This window comes from Microbacterium sp. NPDC076895 (assembly GCF_040687115.1).
Taxonomy (GTDB): domain Bacteria; phylum Actinomycetota; class Actinomycetes; order Actinomycetales; family Microbacteriaceae; genus Microbacterium.
In genome coordinates, this window is sequence record NZ_JBFBMQ010000004.1 from 15,327 (window position 1) to 35,359 (window position 20,033).

Genomic DNA, 20,033 nt, shown 5'->3' on the forward strand with positions numbered 1-20,033 from the left:
GGCGGCGCCCACTCATCGGCACGCCCCAGGATGGAAGGACCTGGCTGATCGCGAGCAGCGACGTGGCCGGATCGCTCACCATGTCGACGAAGACCGAGGGGGTCTCCATGCTGGATCCGGTGCTGACGGAGTACCTCTTGACCACCGCGTCTGCGGGAAGGCAGCCGCTCCGGCTGGGATCGCCGCAGGAAGGTCGCGCCATGCTGGAGCTCCGCGCGCAGAGCGCCCCACCCGGCCGTCCGATCCGACGCGTGGAGGACGTCGTGATCCCCGGCGGCGACGGCGGCATCCCCGCACGCGTGTACCACGACACCGCCGACCCCATCGGAACGCTTCTGTTCTTCCACGGCGGCGGCTGGGTGATCGGCAGCGTCAACACGTACGACAGGTTGATGCGCGAGCTGGCGGCGACGTCACGCGCGCGCGTGATCAGCGTCGACTACCGCCTAGCCCCCGAGCACGCATTTCCGGCCGCCCACGACGACGCACGGTCGGCGCTCGCGTGGGTGGCCACGGCCTACCCGGACTCCCCTATCGGCGTGGCGGGCGACAGCGCAGGCGGCAATCTCGCCGCCTACTGCGCTGCGGTCGATCGCGACTCGGGCGCGGGACGGGTCGTCCTTCAAGCGCTGGCGTATCCGGTGCTCGACAGCGACACCACCCGCCCGTCGTACGCGGAGACCTACGAGGTGACCCCCCTGCTCTCGGGGGCGGACATGGAATGGGTCTGGGACCAGTACGTCCCCGACGTCGCCGAACGCACCCGGGCCGAAGTGACGCCCCTTCGCCTCGCCACCCACGCGGGTCTGCCCGCCACCTTCCTCGTCATCGCCGATCACGACCCGCTGCGCGACGAGGGCCTGCTCTATGCCGAGGCCCTCAAGGAGGCCGGGGTGCCGGTCGCGGTGTCGCGGCATCCGGACATGGTCCACGGGTTCGCCGGCCTTCTCGGGATCATCCCCCAGGCTCAGCGGGCCATCGACGACATCGGCTCGTGGTCGCGCGCGCGGTTCGAGTCCTCGAACGCGTCCTCCCTGACGTGACGTCCGGGGGCGACGTCGCGTGAGCCGGGCGCGACCCGGGGGGACAGACGAGCCCCCGGGCGTTCACCGGGCCGACGCATGCTCCGTCTGCGGCACCGCCTTCTGCAGCGGTGTGAGCGTGAAGCCGTCGTAGCCGTCTCGCGCCGCCTTCGTGATCCGCTCCACGTACGGGCCGACGCCCCCGACATAGGGGAGGAACACCTGCGGCTTGCCGGGAGTGTTCGCTCCGTAGAACCAGGAGTTCTTGAACCGGCCGTACAGGGTCTTGTCCGCCGTCTCGTTGACGTGATCGACCCAGAACTGCTCGGCATCCGCCGTCGCCTCGATCGTCGCGACACGCTCGGACTCGAGGTCGGCGATGCAGCCGGCGATCCACTCGACATGCTGCTCGATGGAGGTCACCATGTTGCTGAACACCGAGGGGCTGCCAGGACCGGCCACGAGGAACAGGTTCGGGAATCCTTCGATCATCAGACCGAGGTAGGTGCGAGGTCCGTGCTCCCACTTCTCCTGCAGGGTGAGCCCGTGCCGGCCCTTGATGTCGATGCGCGACAGCGACCCCGTCATCGCGTCGAATCCGGTGGCGAACACGATGACGTCGGCATCGACGGCCGTGGCGTCCTCGAGTTCGATGCCGGACTCCGTCGCCCTGACGATCGGGTTCGCCTTGACGTCGACGAGCTCGACGTTGGGCCTGTTGAAGGTCTCGTAGTAGTCGGTGCCGGTGCACAGCCGCTTCGTGCCGAGGTACATCCGGGGCAGGAGCGCCTCGGCGGTCTTCGCGTCCTTCACGATCGTGCGGATCTTGTCGCGGACGAACTCGGATGCCGCGTCGTTGACGTCCTCGTCGATGAGGATGTCGTTGAACGCCCGGAGCATGTAGTGGCCGCCGAGGTTCCAGCGCCGTTCGAACTCCTCGAGCCGCTCCCGCGAGCTCACGTCCCGTCCTGACTGATTGTTCGCGGGCTGGTTGTGCCCGTTGCTCGATGCTCGAGCGATACGCCGCCGCTCCGGATAGTTCGCCTTCCACCGGGCCTGATCCGCATCCGACAGGGGTTCGTTGCGCGCCGGCATGCAGAAGTTCGGCGTGCGCTGCAGGACCGTCAGGTGGGCGGCGGTTTCGGCGATCACCGGGATCAGTTGGGTGCCCGACGACCCGGTGCCGATGATCGCGACCCGATCGCCCGAGAAGTCCGCCAAACCCTCGGGCCAGTCGGCGGTGTGGTACCAGCGCCCGGAGAAGTGCTCGAGACCCTCCAGGTCGGGCACCTGCACGGCCGAGAGCACGCCGGTGGCCATGACGCAGTACTTCGTGTCGTAGCGGTCGCCGCTGTCGGTGGTCACCAGCCAGCGACCGCGCGGCTCGTCGAACTCGGCGGACACCACCCGAACGCCCAGCTGGATGTCCGTGCGCAGGTCGAAGCGGTCGACCACGTGGTTGATGTAGGCGAGGATCTCGGGCTGACTCGCGTACCGCTCTGCCCACACCCATTCCTGCTGAAGCTCGTCGGAGAAGGAGTAGGAGTAGTCGAGGCTCTCGATGTCGCAGCGAGCTCCCGGGTACCGGTTGTGGTACCACGTGCCTCCCACGGCGTCGGCGGCCTCGAGCACGGCGACCCGGAGTCCCTGGCCTCGAAGCAGGTGCAGCGCGTAGATGCCTCCGAACCCTGCACCCACGACGACTGCGTCCAGCACTCGTGGCTCGATGGCGACCGGCGTGTCGATCAGACTGTTCATGACCTCGTTGTCCTTTACTCCCGAATGAGTTGTTGGTCTACTATCGGTCGCCCTCACCGATCGGCGGAGGGGCGTTCGCACTGACCGAAAACGAAGTGCTAGCGGCGATCCTGGAAGCCGCCGGCAGCATCCTCTGGGACCGGGTTCTCGGTCTCGAACGGTGCATAGCTCGGCTCGTACCCGAACGCCGTGCGCTGCCCGCGCTCGAAGTAGACGGTGAACCTCCGGCGGATCCGCCAGCCCTCGGCGGTGCGCCGATACGCGACGTCGTAGTAGCCTTCCGCCTCGGTCACGTTCACCCGCCCGTAGCCATCGACGCCGAAGCCCCGGAACGTGAAGTTCACCCGCCCGGTGGCTTCGGTGCCAGCGATCGACAGCTCGGGGACGCTGAGGTAGTGGATGCACCGGATCCGGTTCGAATCGCAGAAAGAGGCGAGCGCCTCCCGGCCCTGGACGAAGTTCTGCTCGGCCATGCCGTCGAGACGTCTTCCCTGGTAGATGCCGTCCTCGGTGAACAGGGCCGCCCAGTCGCGGCCTCGCCCGCCGTCGTACGTCGAGCTGTAGGCGCCCTCGATCTGCAGGATCGCAAGCCGGTCCTCCACCTCCCGGAGCCTGTCCTCCAGGCTCCGGGAGGTGTCGTCGCGGTCGTACTCGGTCGACATATCGTGCTCCTCGCGATCAGGGCTCGGTCATCGTGCAGTCGGGCGACGCGCTCGGCGAGGCATCCTCCCCCGGGATGACCGTCTTCGCGGCGAACTGCAGGCGTCCGTCGATCTCCTCGACCTGGCTGACGACGACCGGCACCAGAAGCTGATTGTCGTCGGCGCGCACCGTGAGCTCGCCCTGCAGTCCCTGGAAGGTCATGCCTTGCATGGCCTTGGCCACCTCGGCACGATCGATGCTGCCCGCCTTCTCGATGCCCGCGAAGAGCATCTGGATGGCGGTGTAGCTCTGGCCGACGTACGATCCCGGGTAGTCCCCGGTCTCCTCCCGGTATGCGTCCACGAAGGCCTTCGTCGCGGGCGTGTCGAGCGTCTCGCTCCACGTCACCGCGCCCCAGAACCCGATCGTGCCCTCGCCGACGGCCGCGATCGTCGTCGTGTTCATGCCGGAGTTGCTCACCACCGTCTCGTACTGGTCGAAGGCGCCGAACTGCAGCCCCTGCTGGAAGAACGTGACAGCATCGTTCCCGGGGATCGCGGTGAGCAGACCCTCTGCGGGGGCGAGCCGGTCGAGGAAGGGCGCGAAGTCGGTCGTCCCGAGGGGGGCGAAGACGTCGTTGCGCGCCGTTCCGCCAAGCTCGTCGATCGCCCGGGCGAACTCGGCCGTGGAGTCGCGGCCGTAGGAATAGTCCGAGCCGATCGTCTCCCAGTCGCGCTCCGGCCGGTCGGATGCCCAGATCTCGAGCCCCGCGTTCACCATGCTGTCGCTGTACGTCGCGCGGAAGTAGCGGGGGTTGCAGGACTCCCCGGTCAGCGCGTTCCCCTGGCTCTGCGCGCCGACGTAGAGCGCGTCGAGGGCCTTGAGCTGCTGGATCAGGGCGAGGGAGTCGGGGCTTGCCACCGGCCCCGTGATGAACGGCGCGTTCTCCTCGCGCACGAGCCGCTGGGCGGCGCTCACCGTTCCTTCGGGTGTGCCGCGGTTGTCCGCAGTCACGAACTCGACCCGACGTCCGTCGACGCCGCCGTTCGCATTGGCCTCTTTCACGGCGAACTCCAGCGCCGCCCGCTGGTCCTCTCCGAGCGTCGCCAGGGCACCGGACTCCGGCGCGATGAACGCGATGCGGATCGGCTCCTTCTCGCCGTCGGCGTCGTCGACGCCGGATGGGTCGTTGCTGCAGGCGACCAGGGACGCTCCGAGCACTACCGCGCTCGCGATGCCCACGAGCCTCATTCCGTTCTTGTTCACGTGTCTTTCCTTTCTGCTGGGAGCCGGCGGCCTTGCCGGCTCTCTAGACGAGTGCGACGTAGTCCTTGAGCTCGGCGGGGCCGACGTCGGACGTCCGCCCGGTGCTGACGATCGTTCCCTTCGACATGACGGCGAATCGGTCCGACAGCCGGAGCACGAGGTCGAGGCGCTGTTCGACGAGGAGCATCGACGTGCCCTCCTCACGTAGCTGGGAGAGCGCGTCGCCGAGGCGATCGATGATCACGGGGGCGAGTCCTTCGGAGGGCTCGTCGAGGAGCAGAACCAGCGGGTTCGCCATCAGCGCCCGCCCGATCGCCAGCATCTGCTGCTGACCGCCGCTGAGGGCCGTGCCCGGCGATGCCCGGCGTCCCTTGAGGTCGGGAAACATCTCGTACACGCGTGCGAGGTTCCAGTGGCCGCGCCGGCCCGAGGCGGAGCCGAGGATGAGGTTCTCCTCCACGCTGAGGTTGGGGATGATCCATCGTCCTTGCGGCACCAGCGAGGCGCCCAGGCGGGTCGGCTCGTGCGCTTTCCGGGTGCGCAGGCGACGCCCTCCCACGGCGATGCTCCCGCCGCGGACATGGGCGATCGAGTAGATCGAGTTGAGCGTGGTGGTCTTTCCCACCCCGTTCGGGCCCAGAAGCGCAAGGCACTCTCCCTCGTCGACGGTGAGGCTGACACCGTCGATGATGAGGGCGTCTTCATAGAAGGCGCGGACGGAGTCGAATTCAAGGACCGAGGTCATGCGGATGCTCCCAGATAGGCGTCGATCACTCGTGGATCCTTGCGGATCTCGTCCGGTGCGCCGTCGGCGATCACCTGGCCGAGATCGAGCACGGTGAGCCGGTCGCAGATCCGGAACACGACCTCGAGGTGGTGCTCGACGAGGAGGATCGTCGTGCCGCGCTCCTGCGCGAGACCGGCGAGGTGGTCGGCGAGGGTGATGCTCTCATCGCGAGAGAGTCCGGCCGCCGGCTCGTCGAGCAGCACCAGGGTCGGTGCGCCGACCAGCGCGAGTGCGATGTCGACCCTGCGCTGCTCACCGTAGCTGATGCTCTCGCACCGCTGGTCGATCACGCCGGTGAGGTCGAGCGCTTCGACGATCGAGTCGACGTCCTCCTCTCCGACCGCCCACGCGGCCAGGTCCAGCTGCTCTCGCACGCTGAGTCCCGGGTACACGCTGATCCTCTGGAACGAACGCGCCATGCCCGCCCTGCGGTGGGAGCGCGGCGTCGCGCGAGTGACGTCGTGCCCCTTGAACAGGATCGTGCCGGTCGTAGGCTTCTTCGCCCCGCAGATGAGGTCGATCGTGGTGGTCTTGCCTGCGCCGTTCGGGCCGATGAGGCCGTGGATGGCGCCCTCGTGGACGACCAGGTCCACTCCGTTCACTGCTCGCACGCCGCCATAGGCGAACGACAGTCCCTGGATCTCAAGCATCGCTTCGCCTCCTCGTGACCTTGCGCAGAAAGGACCACGACCGCGTCGCCAGCCCCGAGATCCCGCCCGGCGCGAAGACGACGACGAGGATCAGGGCCAACCCGATGATCGCGTGGTAGTTGGTGCTGCCCGACAACGCCGACTCGAGAGAGGTCAGCGACACGCCGCCCACGACCGGCCCCCACAGCGTCCCCGTCCCGCCGAGCATCGCGTAGATCAACGCGTTCCCAGACGTGCTCCAATGCAGGTTCGCGGGGGATACCAGGCCGATGGTGAGCGCGGAGAGGATGCCGGCGATCCCCGCGATGGCGCCGGACAGGGCGTATGCCGCGAGCTTCGGCCAGTAGGTGGGGGCTCCTGAGAACCGTGCGCGCTCCTCATTCTCGCGGATGGCGGTCAGCCATCTTCCGTGCGGGGTGCGGCCGACCGCCCACAGCAGCGCGACGACCAGCATGAGGGCGATCCACACGAGGGGCCAGGCGGACTTCGGGTCCGTCAGCATCGCGGCATCCACTCCGAAGACGTTGCCGCGGAAGGACGCGATGAGGCCGTCCGTGCCGTTGGTCAGATCGCGGTTGAGGGTGCTGTAGAGATACAGGAGCTGTCCGATGCCGAGCGTCAGCATTGCGAAGGCGATGCCCGAAACCCGCACGATGATGGCGCCGATCGCGATGGCGAAGGTCGTGGTGATGAGCACGGCGACGAGGATCGCGACGGGTGCGCTGACCTCCCAGCGCAGCGAGGTCAGCGTCACGGTGTAGGCGCCCAGTCCGAAGAACGCCGCGTGCCCGAATGAGAGAAGCCCGGTCTTCTGCAGAAGCCATCCGATGCTCAACGCGAGCATGCCGACCACGACCCCGTGGGTGAGGATCTGCGTGTAGTAGGTGCTCGCGACGAACGGCACGCCGATGCCGAGCACCGTGACGGCCGCCCACACGATCGCCTTCGCGCGAACCGGCTCGCCGGCGATCCGCTTTCCGCGTCTCGGTGCGGTCGCGGGGCGGCCGCTGCGTGGCGCGATCGTCGCCGGGGACGTGTCGTTGCTCATCAGTGGCTCCTCGCTCCGGCGACGCCCAGCGGCCGCACGAGCAGCACGGCCAGCATGAGCACGTAGGGGACGTACTGCGCGACATCCGGGATGTAGACCGATCCGAAGCTGTTGATCATGCCCAGCGCCAGGGCCGCGATCATCGCGCCGACGATGCTCCCGAGACCGCCGATGATCACGACGATGAAGGTGAGCACGAGGATGTCAAGTCCCATCGAAGGGGTCAGCGCGAGGTAGGGGCCGGCGAGGACGCCGGCAAGACCCGCAAGGCCGAGGCCCAGGCCTACGACCGTGGCGCTGACGCGATCGATGTCGACGCCCGCGACGCCCGAGGCCACGCGACGGGTGCTGGAGGCTCGCACATACAGCCCCACGCGGGTGAGGCGCAGCCACAGCACGAGCGCGGTCCCGACGACGAGGCCGATCACGACCACGAACAGCCGATAGGTCGGATAGCTCGTTCCGAGGATGTCGAGCGATCCCTGAAGCCCGGGCGGCGGGTTGATCGAGTACGGATGGCTCCCCCACACCGACAGCACGATGTCGCCGATGACCAGCGCCACGCCGAACGTGAGGAGCACCAGGTCGAGGGCGGGTCGATCCTCGAGGTATCGCAGGCCGAAACGATCGAGGAGGACGCCGAGCAGCGCCATGAGCAGCGGCGTCACGATGAGCGCCACCCAGAAGTTGACAGTTCCCGAGATGGTCATCGCCAGGTAGGCCGCCAGCATGTAGAACGCGCCGTGGGCGAAGTTCACCACTCCGCGCAGCCCGAAGATGAGCGCGAGGCCGGACGAGAGCACCAGCAGCAGGACTCCGAACGCCAGGCCGTTCAGCAATTGGACGATCATCGCGATCCGGCTTCCCGAGAGGCGGAGCCGCCGGTGTTCGCCCCATGAGAGAGGAAGTCTGGAGGTGGCGGCGGGACGCGCGGTATGAAGGACACTTCTGACACTCCCCTGTGCGTGGTGCGGACGGCATTGTCGGGATGCACACGCTATGGCGCGGCCGCCGAGAGCCGAAAGGGCGTTCTCGGTGACCGAGATCGATCTCGTTCGCTCGGCGGCGAATCACGGAGGCGGGTCGCCGGGGAGCGCGTTCGCGTATCACTCACTGAGAACCGAACGGACGGTCCACCGGTGCCCGACTAACGTGGCGGAGGCCGTCCTTCCCGTCATCGACGACGACGGGCGCCAGTCAAAGGAGATGACAGTGACGACGGACAACCCGACCACCCGTGGACGCGTCGCAGGGAAAGTGGCGATCGTGACCGGCGGCAGCGGCGACCTCGGCGGAGCCACGGTGCGACTGCTTGCCGCAGAGGGCGCGCGTGTTGCGAATCTGGATGTGGTAGAGGCCACCGAGCCGTGGGATGTAGATACGGTGAGGTCCTACGTCGTCGACATCACCGACCCGGCGGATGTCGAGCGGACCGTCGCTCGCGTCGTCGAGGAGCTCGGCTCCCCCCACATCCTGGTCAACACCGCCGGCATCATCGGACGGGCCTCCCTCTCGCACGAGTCCACTCCGGACGAGTTCGACCGGATCTTCGACGTGAACGTCAAGGGCACCTGGCTCACGACGAAGTTCGTCGTCCCGCACATGATCGAGGCCGGCCGCGGCAGCATCATCAACTTCTCGTCGATCCACGGCATCACGGGGGGCAAGAACGTCCCGCTCTATCACGCGACGAAGGGCGCCGTGCGCCTTCTCACCAAGGCGGACGCCGTCGGCTACGGCCAGTACGGCATCCGCGTCAACTCGATCCACCCGGGTTCCATGAACACCAGGATGAGCCGCCGGTCGGCCGAGATGAGCCCGCTGGGGGTCGAGGCGTACTACGAGCAGCTCGTGGGCGGCAACCCGCTCCCCCGGCAGGGACAGCCGGAGGAGATCGCCTACGGCGTACTCTACCTGGCCTCCGACGAGTCGACGTTCACCACCGGGTCCGAGCTCGTGATCGACGGCGGCTACACGGCGGTGTGAGGGCAGCACCGGATCGCCGGCACCGGCAGTCGGGCGGACGAGGAGAGGCGGGCAACATGGGCAACGCGCTCGAAGGCAGGATCGCGCTCGTGACAGGAGGGGGGTCGGGCATCGGCAGAGCCATCGCAACGACGCTCGCGAGGCAGGGCGCCTCCGTCACCGTGAACGATCTGCGCGAGGACGCGGCGGCCGCCGTGGCGGAGGAGATCGTTGCGGCGGGGGGAGCGGCGACCGCGTTCGGCGGCGAGGTCACCGATCCGGCCAGCGTCGAAGCATCCGTCGACGCCGCCGTGACGGCCTTCGGCGGCCTGCACCTCGCCGTCAACAACGTCGGCGGTGCGGCGGTGCGCGGACTGGCCGCTGACATCGACATCGACGGCTACCGGCGGCTCATCGACCTCAACCTGAACTCGGTCTTCTACGGACTGCACTACCAGATCCCGAAGATCATCGCGTCGGGCGGCGGTGCGATCGTGAACGTCTCGTCGATACTCGGCCTCGTGGGCGACGCCGAGGTCGTCCCCCACGTCACCGCGAAGCACGGCGTCACGGGCCTCACCAAGGCGGCCGCCCTCGGGTATGCCGACAAGGGCGTACGGATCAACTCGGTGCATCCCGGCTATATCGACACCCCGCTGATCGCCGGTCGCGAGCCCGCCTTCTACGATGCGATCATCGCCAAGCACCCGATCGGCCGACTGGGCGCGCCCGCCGAGGTGGCCGAGCTGGTCGCGTTCCTTCTGTCGGAGAGCGCATCGTTCATCACCGGTGCGCAGTACGTCGTCGACGGCGGCTACACGACGCGGTAGCGGCCGGGATCCGGCCGGGCGTCACCCGACCATGGCGGTGCCGCCGTTGACGTGCAGCACCTGTCCGGTCATGTAGCCGGCGTCCTGGCTGCAGAGGAACCTGACGACTGACGCGACCTCGGCGGGGCGCCCCGCGCGTCCGAGGGGCGTCTGCGCGAGCGTGCGCCGACCTTGCTCCGACTGCTGCAGGGTCGCGGTCATCGGCGTCTCGATGAGTCCGGGCGCCACGGCGTTCACCCGCACTTGCGGCGCGAAAGCCAGCGCGAGGCTCTTCGTGAGCGAGACGACTCCGCCCTTCGATGCGGCGTACTGGGCGTGCGTCGGCAGCCCGCGGTGGGCGGCGAGCGACGAGACGAACACGATCGAGGCGTCCGGCGCGAAGTGCGGCAACGATCTGCGTACGAGCTCGAACGGGCCCTCGAGGTTGATGCCCAATGTGCGCCGCCACGCCTCCGGCGTCAGCTGTTCGATCGGGAGACGTTCGAACACGCCCGCGCAGGGGACGACGAAGTCGAGAGCGCCGAACGCCTGCACGGCTGTGTCGACCAGGTCACCGACGTCGTCGGCTGCTGCCGCGTCGCCGGCTCGCAGGACGATCCGCCCGGGAGTGCCGTCGAGGGTGCGGACGAGAGCGTCGAGATCCTCTGCCCGCCGGTCGCTGAGCGCGAGGTTCGCACCGAGCCGGAGGAACTCCCGTGCGATCGCTGCGCCGATGCCGCCTGCGGCCCCGGTCAGCAGGAGCGTCCTGCCCGTGAAGTCATCCGTCATTGTGCACTCCCCTGCCGCTGCGTCGCGACGATCAGTGTCACGGTAGAGCCGTGGCGTCGCCGCGCGCGACCGGCCCTCTCGGCGAGTGGGAGCCGCGGGCCGCGCGCTTACTCCGGCGACGGGACGCCGGCGAACGGGGCACGCTTGTCCGGTCGCCACCCCAGTCGCCGCGAGATGCCGACGGCGGCGGTCTGGAGGATCGGGATCGTCCGTTGCGGGGTGGTCCCGTCGTTGGGAACAATGACCGAGATCGCCGCGACGACGCTGCCCGAGGAGTCCCGGATCGGAGCAGAAACACCGGACGCCGCCTTGTCGATCCAACCGTCGGCGCGCGCGTACAGCTGCAGTCGGATCTGCGCCAGCATCGCGCGCAGCTCGGCGGACGACAGGTTCGGTCCGCAGTACTCGGGCGGCGGCTCGGTCGCGATGACCTGATCCTGCACGCTCGAGGACGCGAATGCGGCGAGCAGAAGCCCGGGCGAGCACACGCGGGCGGGCAGACGACCGGCGACGCTGGTGATGTTCACCACGCCGACGTGTGCGGAGAGCCGCTCGATGTAGAGGATGTCCGTTCCCTCGAGGATCGACAGCTGCGTGTGCTGGCGGACCATGTACTGGACGTCCTCCATGAACGGCAGCGCGGCATTGCGAAGTGTGAGCGTCCGCGAGCCACGCAGGGCGAGCTCCCACAGCCGCACGCCTGTGCGGAATCGCCCGCGGGCGTCCTTCTCGAGAAGTCCCCACTGGGTCATGTCGTTGAGCACACGGTAGGTGGTCGAGATCGGGAGGCCCGACTGCGCGGAGATCTCCGCGGCGGTCAGGACGGCCTGTTCCCGGTCGAACACCGTCAGGATGCTCACGAGTCGACTGATCATCGACTCGCCGGGCTGGATCTTGTCCACGAGACTCCCACTCAGCGACTCCTTCGCCGCCACATTCAATCCCGTCGACGGCCCCCGGGCCGCATCACCCAGTCCGCCACGTCGACTGTAGTCGAATCGGATTCTACCGGTCGCGTCGGCTCGTCTCGATCTACTCACCGTCGAGCAGGCACGCTGTACGCGGCTGACGCCTGCCATGTCCATCGGACACCCTGATGTATGTCGCGCTCTCCTCCGCGGCCCACCCGCTGCCGCCGACGGGGCCCGGACATGTTCGCCGGACGCCGCTTCGTCCGGGTCTCCGCCCGCGGCGGACACGTCTACCCCCTCCAGGCCATGATCGAGCAGGTGCTGATGCCCCAGGTCACGCTGACGGTGGAAGAGTACGCGACCGTGCCCGCGGTGCTCGAGGCGACGGATCTCGTCGTGCTTCTGCCACGGCACGTCGCAGAGGTGTTCTGCGGCTGGTTCCCCGGCCTTCGCATCGCGGAGCTCCCCTGGCCCGCGCGCAGCACCCCGGTCGCCCTCTACACGCGACTCGAGGGCAGCCTGTCCCCCGCGCAGCGGTGGTTCCGCGCCGTGGTCCTCGACGCGGTGGTCGCCGGCGAGTACCGAGAGAGCTAGCTCTTGGTGCGGTTCCAGCTGGCCTTCGCCGGGGTGAGTGGGCTGCGCACGTGGATGGACCAGTTCGAGTGCGGGTGGATCGAGAGGATGGCACGCTCGAACCAGACGCGCGCCTCCTCGGAGAGCTCGGGGAGAACGGCATGCTTGTCGAGGTCGTCCTGGGGCCTCGGCCGCAGCGCCTTCCAGACAAGCTGCACCTCGGCGGCGCCGGTCGGGATGCCATCGACGTCGAGCACGGCACGGTCCCACGGCAGCTGCAGACGCGGGTCGCGCCGATACACCCAGGCCGCGTCCGTGCCGTCCTCGACATTCACCTGGAGCACCCAGGCGCCGGTGCTCTCGTCGCGGACGCGCACAGGCTGGAGATCGGTGACATCGGGAGCATCAGCCCAGGGAATCACGGCATCGTCGCCGGCGGGCGCCCACGCGCTGAACCCGGCCGGCAGCCATTCGACCAGTGGCGCCAACCCCACCGCCGTCGTGCTGACATCCGTGTTGGGACGTTCGCGGATCCGCCGGCCGAGCCACCGATCGAGCGCGACTCCACCCGACAGCCACCATCGGGCTGAGGTCCCACCGAGCAGGTCCGCCACGGCCCGGGGCCAGAGGGGCTCCCACCGCGTCTCGGCGAACGGCACAGGAGAAGACATGGATCGAGGCTACCGCCGCCGGCGTCGCGCAGGGATGCCGCGCATGCGGTGACCCGCATCCGTGGGAGCCGTGTCATCCTGGGCGCATGGCCAACTCGCCCTCCGGCGACTCGATGACCGAGCGCATCGTGCGCGTGCTCGACACGTTCACGGCCGAGCGGTCGATGCAGTCGGCGTCCGAGATCGGCCGCCGCGCGGGCCTACCGTCCTCGACGGCGCACCGCCTCGTCGACGAGCTCGTCGCGGCGGGCCTGCTCGAACGCGACGAGGACCGCCGCGTGCACCTCGGCATGCGCCTGTGGGAGCTCGCCCTGCGCGGCTCCACTGCCCTGCGCCTGCGCCAGGCCGCCCTCCCCCACATGGAGCAGCTCCAGACACGGATCCGCCAGCACACCCAGCTCGCGGTGCTCGAGCAGGACGAGGCACTCTTCCTCGAACGCCTGTCGCACCCCGACGCCGGGGCGAACATCACGCGCATCGCCGGCCGCCTGCCGTTGCACGCATCTTCGTCGGGTCTCCTGCTGCTCGCGTACGCACCGTCGCCGGTGCGAGAGCGCGTGCTCGCCGGTCCGCTGCGCGCCGTCGCGCGTGAGACGGTGACGGATGCCGCGCGCCTGCGGCGCCTGCTCGCCGAGGTGCGCCGCACCGGCGTCGTCGTGGCGCCGGGATCGATCGAGGCCGTCTCGACGGGCGTCGCCGTGCCGATCCGCGACGCCGGTGAGGTCGCGGCGGCGCTGTCGGTCGTGCTCCCCCGCGAGACAGTGACGGAGCCGGCGATCGCGGCGCTGCGCGCAGCCGCCGCCGCGATCGAGACCGCGCTGCGCGCGGACCGCCGGTGACGCGGGGCGATGCATAGACTTCCCGATGAACAGGAATCCTTCCACTGCCTGCGCTGACGCGGAGCACACTGGGCAGGCACGAGCTCACACGTCGAAGGAGACGCCATGTCCACCACCATCCGCACCTCCTGCTCTCCCACCTGCTCGGGAACGCCGGCATCGACTCGGTCGTCATCGACCAGCGCTCACGCGAGCAGATCGAGACCACGATCCGTGCCGGCATCCTCGAGCAGGGCACCGTCGAGATCCTCGACACGCTCGGCGAGTTCAGCCGTGCCCGCACCGTCGGCAGCCGTCATGACGGCATCGAGCTGCGCTTCGCCGGCGACGGGCACCGCATCGACTTCGCCGAGCTCGTCGGCCGCGGCGTGTGGCTGTATCCGCAGCACGAGGCTCTCAAGGACCTCATCGCCGCGCGACTCGACAAGGGCCAGGACCTCCGCTTCGGAGTGACCGCCGAGCGAGTCGAGGACGCGGCATCCGATCGTCCCCGCGTCATCGCGACGGACGCCGACGGCGCGGCCCTCGAGATCGAGGCCGACTTCGTCGTGGGCGCCGACGGCTCGCGCAGCATCGTGCGGGAGGCGCTGTCGGGGTCGCGCGGCGGCTACTTCCGGGAGTACCCGTTCGCATGGTTCGGCATCCTGTCCGAAGCGCCGCCGAGTGCCGACGAGCTGATCTACAGCAACTCGCCGGACGGCTTCGCGCTCATCAGCCAGCGCAGCGCCACGGTGCAGCGGATGTACTTCCAGTGCGATCCGGATGCCGACCCCGACGCCCTCAGCGAAGCCCAGCTGTGGGACCAGCTGCAGGCCCGCGTCCCCGGCACGACGCTGAAAGAGGGCCCGATCTTCCAGCGCGACGTGCTGCGCTTCCGCAGCTTTGTCGCCCACGAGCTCCGCCGCGGCCGCATCGCCCTCGTCGGCGACGCCGCCCACACGGTGCCCCCCACGGGCGCGAAGGGCATGAACCTCGCCGTCGCCGACGTGCTGCTGCTGGCCCGGGCGCTGCAGGCGCTGCTGACCGAGGCCGACGAGCGGCTCATCGACGCATTCCCCGACACGGCGCTGCACCGCATCTGGAAGGCGCAGCACTTCTCGTGGTGGATGACGAACATGCTCCACGTCACCCCCGAGGCATCCGACTTCGACCGACTCCGCCAACTCGGCGAACTGCGCTCAGTCGTCGAGTCCGAGGCAGGTCGCACCTACCTCGCCGAGGCCTACACCGGCTGGCCGCTGGACACCGTCGGGTAAGCGCGACCCGCGGCCTCACAAGGGTGTCGCCGATCGCCGCATCCGCGCCGGCCGCCAAGAACCGCGGCGGACCCGCCCAGCCCACCGCCGGCGCTCGAGCTCAGGGGTTGATGATGGCCTCGAGGCGGCCGGTGACGCCGCCCTGGTGGAGTCGCTGCAGCCCGTCGCCGATCTCTTCGAAGGGGATCTCGGTGATGAGGGGTTGCAGCTTCCCCGAGGCGATGAGCTCGTACACGTCGACGAGGTCCTGCTTGCTGCCGCCGATGGAGCCGCGCAGCTCGACGTTGCGCGTGACGATCGCGTTGGTCGAAAAGGTGGCCTCGGTCACGCCGAGACCGACGAGCACGACAAGGCCGCCGCGGGTGACGGCTTGGATGGCGGCTGCGGTGGTGGTGCCGAAGCCGGCGAAGTCGAAGATGACGTCCGGTTCGTGCTGGGCGAGGTCGGCGGCGTCGGTGTAGGTGGCGGTGACGCCCTGCGCGAGCGCTGTGTCGAAGACATCCGGTTTCGTGTCGACGCCGTAGACGGTGGCGCCGAGCAGGACCGCGATGCGGGCGGCGTTCAGTCCCAGGCCGCCGAGACCGATGATGCCGACGACCGTTCCGGCGGTGACCTCGCCGGTGACTTTGACCGCGTGGTAGGCGGTGACCACCGAGTCGGTGGCACCCGCGGCCTGGGAGAACGGGACGGTGTCGGGGATGCGCACGAGCTTCGCGGTGCTGACGCGCACCTTCTCTTCGTAGCCGCCGTCGTAGGCGAGGCCGGGGGAGGTGAACGCCGCGGACGCTCCCTTCACGAACGGGTGCGGGCCGAGCGACACCGCGACCCGGTCGCCGACCGCGAAGCCCTCGGCCCCGTCCCCGAGCTCGGCGACGACGCCGGCGATCTCGTGCCCGAGGACGATCGGCAGAGCGCTGACCCAAGACGCGCCCGGACCTTCGATGATGCCGATGTCCGAATGGCACAGTCCCGCGGCCCGCACCTCCAACACGACTTCACCCGTCCCCGGCACCGGGTCCGGGAGCTCCTGGAGCTCCGGGTAGCGGCCGGCTTCGGAGAAGACCCAACCTCGTTGCGACATGGCGACTCTCGCTTTCTGCTTCCGTGTTGTGTGTCGATGCGACCGCGCGGCCCGATGCCCGCGCCGCCTGTTCAGTTCACCGGACCGCCGGCGACGGTCTCGGGTGGAGCATCCACGCCGGCAGGGCGGCGAGGAGGATGTCGATCACGGACTCGGGTGTGCGTGGTGTGGGCTCGCGCAGCCAGACGGTGATGACTTCCGCGTAGGCGCCGCCGACGAACGCGGCGAACAGCTCCCAGGTGTCGTCCGGTTCGGGGCTCGTCCGGGGTAGCGGCGGGGCCTGGAGGTGCGAGAGTTGGAACACGAGGAGCACGCTCTGCCGGAAGTGGTCGGCGAGGAGGCGGTGCAGTTCCGGGCTGCCTGTCTCGCTGAGCGCCAGCCGGTAGATCTGCTCGTGCGCGCGGACATGGTCCAGGACTGCGCCGAGCCCGTCCCGGGTGAGCGCGCGGAGGTCACCCTCGCCCGACCGCAGCCGCGTCTGGACCGTGTTGGCGATGTGCAGCAGTTCCTCGGTCAGCACGCTCTTGAGGAGACGCGCCGGGCTGGCGGCGTGCTTGTAGAAGGTGCTGCGGCTGATCCCCGCGAGCCGGGAGATCTCGGCGACGCCGATCTCGGCGATCGGGCGCTCCTCAGCGAGGTCGAGCACGACCCGGCGCAGACGCCCCGCGACGCGCGCGGCGCGCGGGTCGTCCCGCCACGGCTCCCGACTCTCGCTCACGGGGGGCTAGTCGTTGATGCGGGCGACAAGGCGTCCGATCACGCCGCCTTCGGTGAGACGCTTGAGCCCGTCGGGAATCTCCTCGAAAGAGATCTCGGTGACGATCGGCTGCAGGTCTCCGCTGGAGATGAGCCTGCCGACCTCGACCAGGTCGTCCTTGCTCGCGCCGAGCGAACCGACCAGGGTGACATTGCGGGAGACGAGCTCGACCGTGTCGAACTCCGCCCGGTTCACGCCCAGACCCACGAGCACAACCCGGCCGCCCCCCTTCACGTTGTGGATCGCCGCCGTGGTCGTGGCGCCGAAGCCGGCGAAGTCGATGACGACATCCGGGTCGTGCTGGGCCAGCTCCGCCGCATCCGTATAGACGCCGGCAAGGCCGGCCTCCCTCGCCGCGTCGAAGACCTTCGTGTTCGTGTCGACGCCGTAGACCGTGGCGCCGGCGAGCACGGCGATCCGCGCGCCGTTCAGGCCCAACCCGCCCAGCCCGATGATCCCGATGACCGTTCCCTCGGTCACCCCGCCGGTGACCCGGACGGCATGGTAGGCGGTCGTGACCGAGTCGGTCGCGCCGGCCGCCTGCGTGAACGGCACCCCGTCCGGGATCGGCACGAGCTCGTCCGCGCGCGCGGACGTGTAGTGCTCGTACCCGCCGTCGCGGCCGAGCCCGATCGCGTCGGCGCGGGCGGTCCAGCCGCGCCCGATCGGATGCACCGGCAGCGACACCGCGACCCGGTCACCGACCTGGAACCGGTCCACACCCGGGCCGAGCTGCGCAACGACGCCAGCGACCTCATGACCCAGGACGATGGGCTGCTTCGCGTTCCAACCCTTCCCGACCCCGGTGATGATGCCGACATCCGAGTGACACAGTCCCGCCGCCTTCACCTCCAGCAGCACCTCACCCTCCGCAGGCGTCGGGACGGGCAACTCGACGAGCTCGAGCGGCTGATCCGCGTCGGTGAACAGCCAAGCCTGTTGCGTGGTCATGATGGATGCTTCTCCCGGTGTCGTCGATCGCGAGGCGGACCAGCGCAGAGCGCGGTCGGGCACCAGCCTACTCCCGCTAATGCACACCTGTACTATTGTTGCGCGGCCGGGATCATCCACGCGGCGTGCGCCAGGGCACGATCCCCTCAGAGCAGGGTGCTGAGCCGTTCGATCTCGTCCGCTGCCTGCTGCCAGGCGGCGGCAGCCGTCGCGGACACGGCGGAGGCGTCTAGGGTGTTGCGACCCTGCACACGCCGCACCGCCTCGCTCGGACGCAGGACCACGACCGGCCGCGCTTCGCCGAGCCGGCGCCGGACTTAGAACGCGGGAAGGGAGGACAGCAACCTCCGTCCGAGAACGCGGGCCCATCAGCCGGGAACGCATGGCATCGTGCCCATGGTCGTCAGGATCGGCGGCGGGCGGTGCGCTTGTTGCGGATGGCGGGCATGGCGATGAGGGAGAGCAGCAGCATGATCGCGACGAACCAGAGGGCTTCGAGGATGCCGATGTGCTCGCCGAGGATGCCGATGACGGGCGGGCCGATCAGGAACGCCGCGTACCCGAACATCGAGATGAAGGCGACGCGATGCGCCGATCGGGTCGGATGGTCGGCGGCGACGCTCACCCCGACCGGGAAGATCAGCGACGCCCCGACGCCCCACAGCGCCGCGGCGACGAACACCACCCAGGGAGTCTGGACCGTGATGAACACGACCAGGCCCACGAGCCCGACGACCGCGGACGCGGCCAGGACCGGGAAGCGTCCCAGCCGGTCGATCGCGGGTCCGCTGACGATGCGCGTGACCGTCATCGCCGCGACGAAGGTGCCGTAGACCAGCGCGCCGGCCGTGTTCGAGAACCCGTGCCCGTCGGTCGCGGCCAGCGCGATCCAGTCGTTCGCGGAGCCCTCCGCGAACGCCGCGCCCACCGCCATCAACCCGATCAGCAACAGCCGCCCATCCCGGAACATCCCAGCAACATTGCCGAGCGCGCTGGACCGCGCCCGCTCCTTCCCTGGCTCGTCGACGTCGTCATGGACGTCCTGTCCTTCGGGGTGGGGACGCGCGATGGAACGCGCGGCGACCACCGCCGACAGGACGATCACCGCCGCGATCACCGTGAAGTCCAGAACCACCGAGACACCGAACGCGGACGCCGCGGCCCCGATCCCGGCCCCGGCGGCGGTTCCCATGCTGAAGAACGCGTTCATCAGCGGGAGCGACGTCCTCCCGAACTCGCGCTCCACCGCGGCACCCTCGACATTGATCAGCACATCCGTGGTGCCGTAGAAGAACCCGAACACGACCAGCGCACACAACGCCAACACGGCGACCCGGAACACGTCGGCGGTGACACCGATCAGCACCAACGCCCCGGCCACACCGATCAGGGAGACCAGTAGGCCACGGCGGGAACCGAGCCAGTGATGCACCAGCGGCGCCAGCGTCAACCCGAGCACCGCCCCCGCCGACAGGCCGAACAGCAGCACCGCCATCCCAGCAGTGCTGACCCCCAGATGATCCCGGATCAACGGGATACGAGACACCCACGTGGCAAACCCCACCCCGGCCAGCGCGAACACCACAAACATCGCCGACCGCCGCGCCCGGATAGATGGCACTCCCGGGTGAATCAAGGCTGTCGAACGCATCCGGACAGTCTCCCAGACCACGTCCTCCGAGTAGTAGGCGGCAGTTCCTGTGGACAGAACGTTGACGGCATGACATGCTCCTCTGTTCTGTATCGAAGGGGGTACCTGTGTCGCATGGTGATGACAGCGTCGACTGGGAGCGGGTCATCCGCGACATGATCGCGCGCAGCACGGAGTCCGCGCCCACCGAACCGGGGGTTTACCGGATGCCGTGCGGGAACTGCTACGTGGACTTCTTCCTCGCCTCTGACGGCACCGAAAGGTGGCTCGTCCCCGGGGATGAGCGCAGCTACACCCGCGACACCGTCGCGATCGCCCGCCACGGCGATTACCCGTGGGAGCGGATGTACGCCCTCGCCCATGCCGCCGCCGAGATCCGGCGCCGCGCGACCGCCGAGAGCACCCCCGTCGAGATCCTGCTCGAGGAACTCGCGGCGATCGCCGAGGCGGAGGATGCGGCCGAGGATGAGGAGATCGCCCGCATCGCCCGGGAACGTCCCGCGACAAGCGAAGATATCCCGCTCGCCGACGTCGCCCGGAAGTTCGGGATCGACCTCGACGAACTCTAGGGATATCTATCCGGGTCTACGGAAACGCTAGACGTCGC

General features: G+C 69.1%; 22 protein-coding genes. 7 read left to right on the top strand and 15 right to left on the bottom strand.

Features of this window, described 5'->3' with window-relative positions:
• The first annotated feature begins 80 nt into the window (after positions 1-80).
• Positions 81-1,043 (top strand): alpha/beta hydrolase, encoded by a 963-nt coding sequence (locus AB0O89_RS04460; protein WP_363494591.1) that lies wholly within the window; start codon positions 81-83, stop codon positions 1,041-1,043.
• A 63-nt stretch (positions 1,044-1,106) separates the two neighbouring features.
• Here the strand turns inward: AB0O89_RS04460 and AB0O89_RS04465 are convergent, their stop codons facing one another.
• The 7 genes from AB0O89_RS04465 to AB0O89_RS04495 all read right to left on the bottom strand — a co-directional run bounded on the left by AB0O89_RS04465 (position 1,107) and on the right by AB0O89_RS04495 (position 8,024).
• Positions 1,107-2,780, bottom strand: a complete 1,674-nt coding sequence (locus AB0O89_RS04465; RefSeq protein WP_363494593.1) for an NAD(P)/FAD-dependent oxidoreductase — start codon at positions 2,778-2,780, stop codon at positions 1,107-1,109.
• 98 nt (positions 2,781-2,878) lie between these two features.
• Positions 2,879-3,442 (bottom strand): nuclear transport factor 2 family protein, encoded by a 564-nt coding sequence (locus AB0O89_RS04470; protein ID WP_363494595.1) that lies wholly within the window; start codon positions 3,440-3,442, stop codon positions 2,879-2,881.
• A gap of 16 nt (positions 3,443-3,458) precedes the next feature.
• The gene (locus AB0O89_RS04475; protein WP_363494597.1) at positions 3,459-4,688 is read right to left on the bottom strand and encodes an ABC transporter substrate-binding protein; all 1,230 of its coding nucleotides are present in this window, start codon (positions 4,686-4,688) and stop codon (positions 3,459-3,461) included.
• A gap of 43 nt (positions 4,689-4,731) precedes the next feature.
• Complete coding sequence (locus tag AB0O89_RS04480) at positions 4,732-5,433, bottom strand: ABC transporter ATP-binding protein (RefSeq protein WP_363494599.1); 702 nt, start codon at positions 5,431-5,433, stop codon at positions 4,732-4,734.
• Positions 5,430-6,125, bottom strand: coding sequence for an ABC transporter ATP-binding protein (locus AB0O89_RS04485; protein WP_363494601.1), 696 nt, complete (start codon positions 6,123-6,125; stop codon positions 5,430-5,432). The genes AB0O89_RS04480 and AB0O89_RS04485 overlap by 4 nt, the downstream gene beginning before the upstream one ends.
• Complete coding sequence (locus AB0O89_RS04490; RefSeq protein ID WP_363494603.1) at positions 6,118-7,173, bottom strand: branched-chain amino acid ABC transporter permease; 1,056 nt, start codon at positions 7,171-7,173, stop codon at positions 6,118-6,120. The genes AB0O89_RS04485 and AB0O89_RS04490 overlap by 8 nt, the downstream gene beginning before the upstream one ends.
• Positions 7,173-8,024 (bottom strand): branched-chain amino acid ABC transporter permease, encoded by an 852-nt coding sequence (locus tag AB0O89_RS04495; protein WP_363494605.1) that lies wholly within the window; start codon positions 8,022-8,024, stop codon positions 7,173-7,175. Before AB0O89_RS04495 ends, AB0O89_RS04490 begins: the two co-directional genes overlap by 1 nt.
• Positions 8,025-8,385: 361 nt before the next feature.
• On the opposite strand from AB0O89_RS04495, the gene AB0O89_RS04500 reads away from it, so the two are divergent.
• Together AB0O89_RS04500 and AB0O89_RS04505 are read left to right on the top strand one after the other, a co-directional pair.
• Positions 8,386-9,159, top strand: a complete 774-nt coding sequence (locus AB0O89_RS04500; RefSeq protein ID WP_363494607.1) for an SDR family oxidoreductase — start codon at positions 8,386-8,388, stop codon at positions 9,157-9,159.
• A gap of 56 nt (positions 9,160-9,215) precedes the next feature.
• The gene (locus tag AB0O89_RS04505) at positions 9,216-9,968 is read left to right on the top strand and encodes an SDR family NAD(P)-dependent oxidoreductase (protein ID WP_363494609.1); all 753 of its coding nucleotides are present in this window, start codon (positions 9,216-9,218) and stop codon (positions 9,966-9,968) included.
• 21 nt (positions 9,969-9,989) lie between these two features.
• Here AB0O89_RS04505 and AB0O89_RS04510 read toward each other — a convergent pair whose 3' ends face one another.
• Positions 9,990-10,736 carry an SDR family oxidoreductase gene (locus tag AB0O89_RS04510; RefSeq protein ID WP_363494611.1) on the bottom strand — a complete coding sequence of 249 codons (747 nt, stop codon included), beginning with the start codon at positions 10,734-10,736 and terminating at the stop codon, positions 9,990-9,992.
• A 107-nt stretch (positions 10,737-10,843) separates the two neighbouring features.
• A complete protein-coding gene (locus tag AB0O89_RS04515; protein ID WP_363494613.1) occupies positions 10,844-11,638 on the bottom strand; it encodes an IclR family transcriptional regulator in 795 nt (264 codons plus the stop codon).
• A gap of 249 nt (positions 11,639-11,887) precedes the next feature.
• Between AB0O89_RS04515 and AB0O89_RS04520 the strand changes: the two genes are divergently transcribed.
• On the top strand, positions 11,888-12,241 hold the full coding sequence (locus tag AB0O89_RS04520; RefSeq protein ID WP_363494615.1) for a LysR substrate-binding domain-containing protein: 354 nt from the start codon (positions 11,888-11,890) through the stop codon (positions 12,239-12,241).
• Here AB0O89_RS04520 and AB0O89_RS04525 read toward each other — a convergent pair.
• Positions 12,238-12,891 carry a hypothetical protein gene (locus AB0O89_RS04525; RefSeq protein ID WP_363494617.1) on the bottom strand — a complete coding sequence of 218 codons (654 nt, stop codon included), beginning with the start codon at positions 12,889-12,891 and terminating at the stop codon, positions 12,238-12,240. The genes AB0O89_RS04520 and AB0O89_RS04525 overlap by 4 nt on opposite strands.
• Positions 12,892-12,977: 86 nt before the next feature.
• On the opposite strand from AB0O89_RS04525, the gene AB0O89_RS04530 reads away from it, so the two are divergent.
• Both AB0O89_RS04530 and AB0O89_RS04535 read left to right on the top strand, forming a co-directional pair.
• Positions 12,978-13,730: an IclR family transcriptional regulator gene (locus AB0O89_RS04530; RefSeq protein WP_363494619.1), complete on the top strand. Its 753-nt coding sequence runs from the start codon at positions 12,978-12,980 to the stop codon at positions 13,728-13,730.
• A 68-nt stretch (positions 13,731-13,798) separates the two neighbouring features.
• Positions 13,799-14,986: a 4-hydroxybenzoate 3-monooxygenase gene (locus AB0O89_RS04535; RefSeq protein WP_363494943.1), complete on the top strand. Its 1,188-nt coding sequence runs from the start codon at positions 13,799-13,801 to the stop codon at positions 14,984-14,986.
• Positions 14,987-15,086: 100 nt separating this feature from the next.
• Here the strand turns inward: AB0O89_RS04535 and AB0O89_RS04540 are convergent, their stop codons facing one another.
• The 5 genes from AB0O89_RS04540 to AB0O89_RS04560 all read right to left on the bottom strand — a co-directional run bounded on the left by AB0O89_RS04540 (position 15,087) and on the right by AB0O89_RS04560 (position 19,426).
• Positions 15,087-16,067 carry a zinc-binding dehydrogenase gene (locus AB0O89_RS04540; protein ID WP_363494621.1) on the bottom strand — a complete coding sequence of 327 codons (981 nt, stop codon included), beginning with the start codon at positions 16,065-16,067 and terminating at the stop codon, positions 15,087-15,089.
• 76 nt (positions 16,068-16,143) lie between these two features.
• On the bottom strand, positions 16,144-16,785 hold the full coding sequence (locus AB0O89_RS04545; RefSeq protein WP_363494623.1) for a TetR-like C-terminal domain-containing protein: 642 nt from the start codon (positions 16,783-16,785) through the stop codon (positions 16,144-16,146).
• Positions 16,786-16,791: 6 nt separating this feature from the next.
• Entirely contained in the window at positions 16,792-17,775 is a 984-nt protein-coding gene (locus tag AB0O89_RS04550; protein WP_363494625.1) for a zinc-binding dehydrogenase, read from the bottom strand.
• Between the two features lie 146 nt (positions 17,776-17,921).
• Positions 17,922-18,059: a hypothetical protein gene (locus AB0O89_RS04555; RefSeq protein ID WP_363494627.1), complete on the bottom strand. Its 138-nt coding sequence runs from the start codon at positions 18,057-18,059 to the stop codon at positions 17,922-17,924.
• Positions 18,060-18,178: 119 nt separating this feature from the next.
• Positions 18,179-19,426 (bottom strand): MFS transporter, encoded by a 1,248-nt coding sequence (locus tag AB0O89_RS04560; RefSeq protein WP_363494629.1) that lies wholly within the window; start codon positions 19,424-19,426, stop codon positions 18,179-18,181.
• 107 nt (positions 19,427-19,533) lie between these two features.
• On the opposite strand from AB0O89_RS04560, the gene AB0O89_RS04565 reads away from it, so the two are divergent.
• Entirely contained in the window at positions 19,534-19,995 is a 462-nt protein-coding gene (locus AB0O89_RS04565; protein ID WP_363494631.1) for a zinc ABC transporter ATPase, read from the top strand.
• The last annotated feature ends 38 nt before the right edge of the window (positions 19,996-20,033 follow it).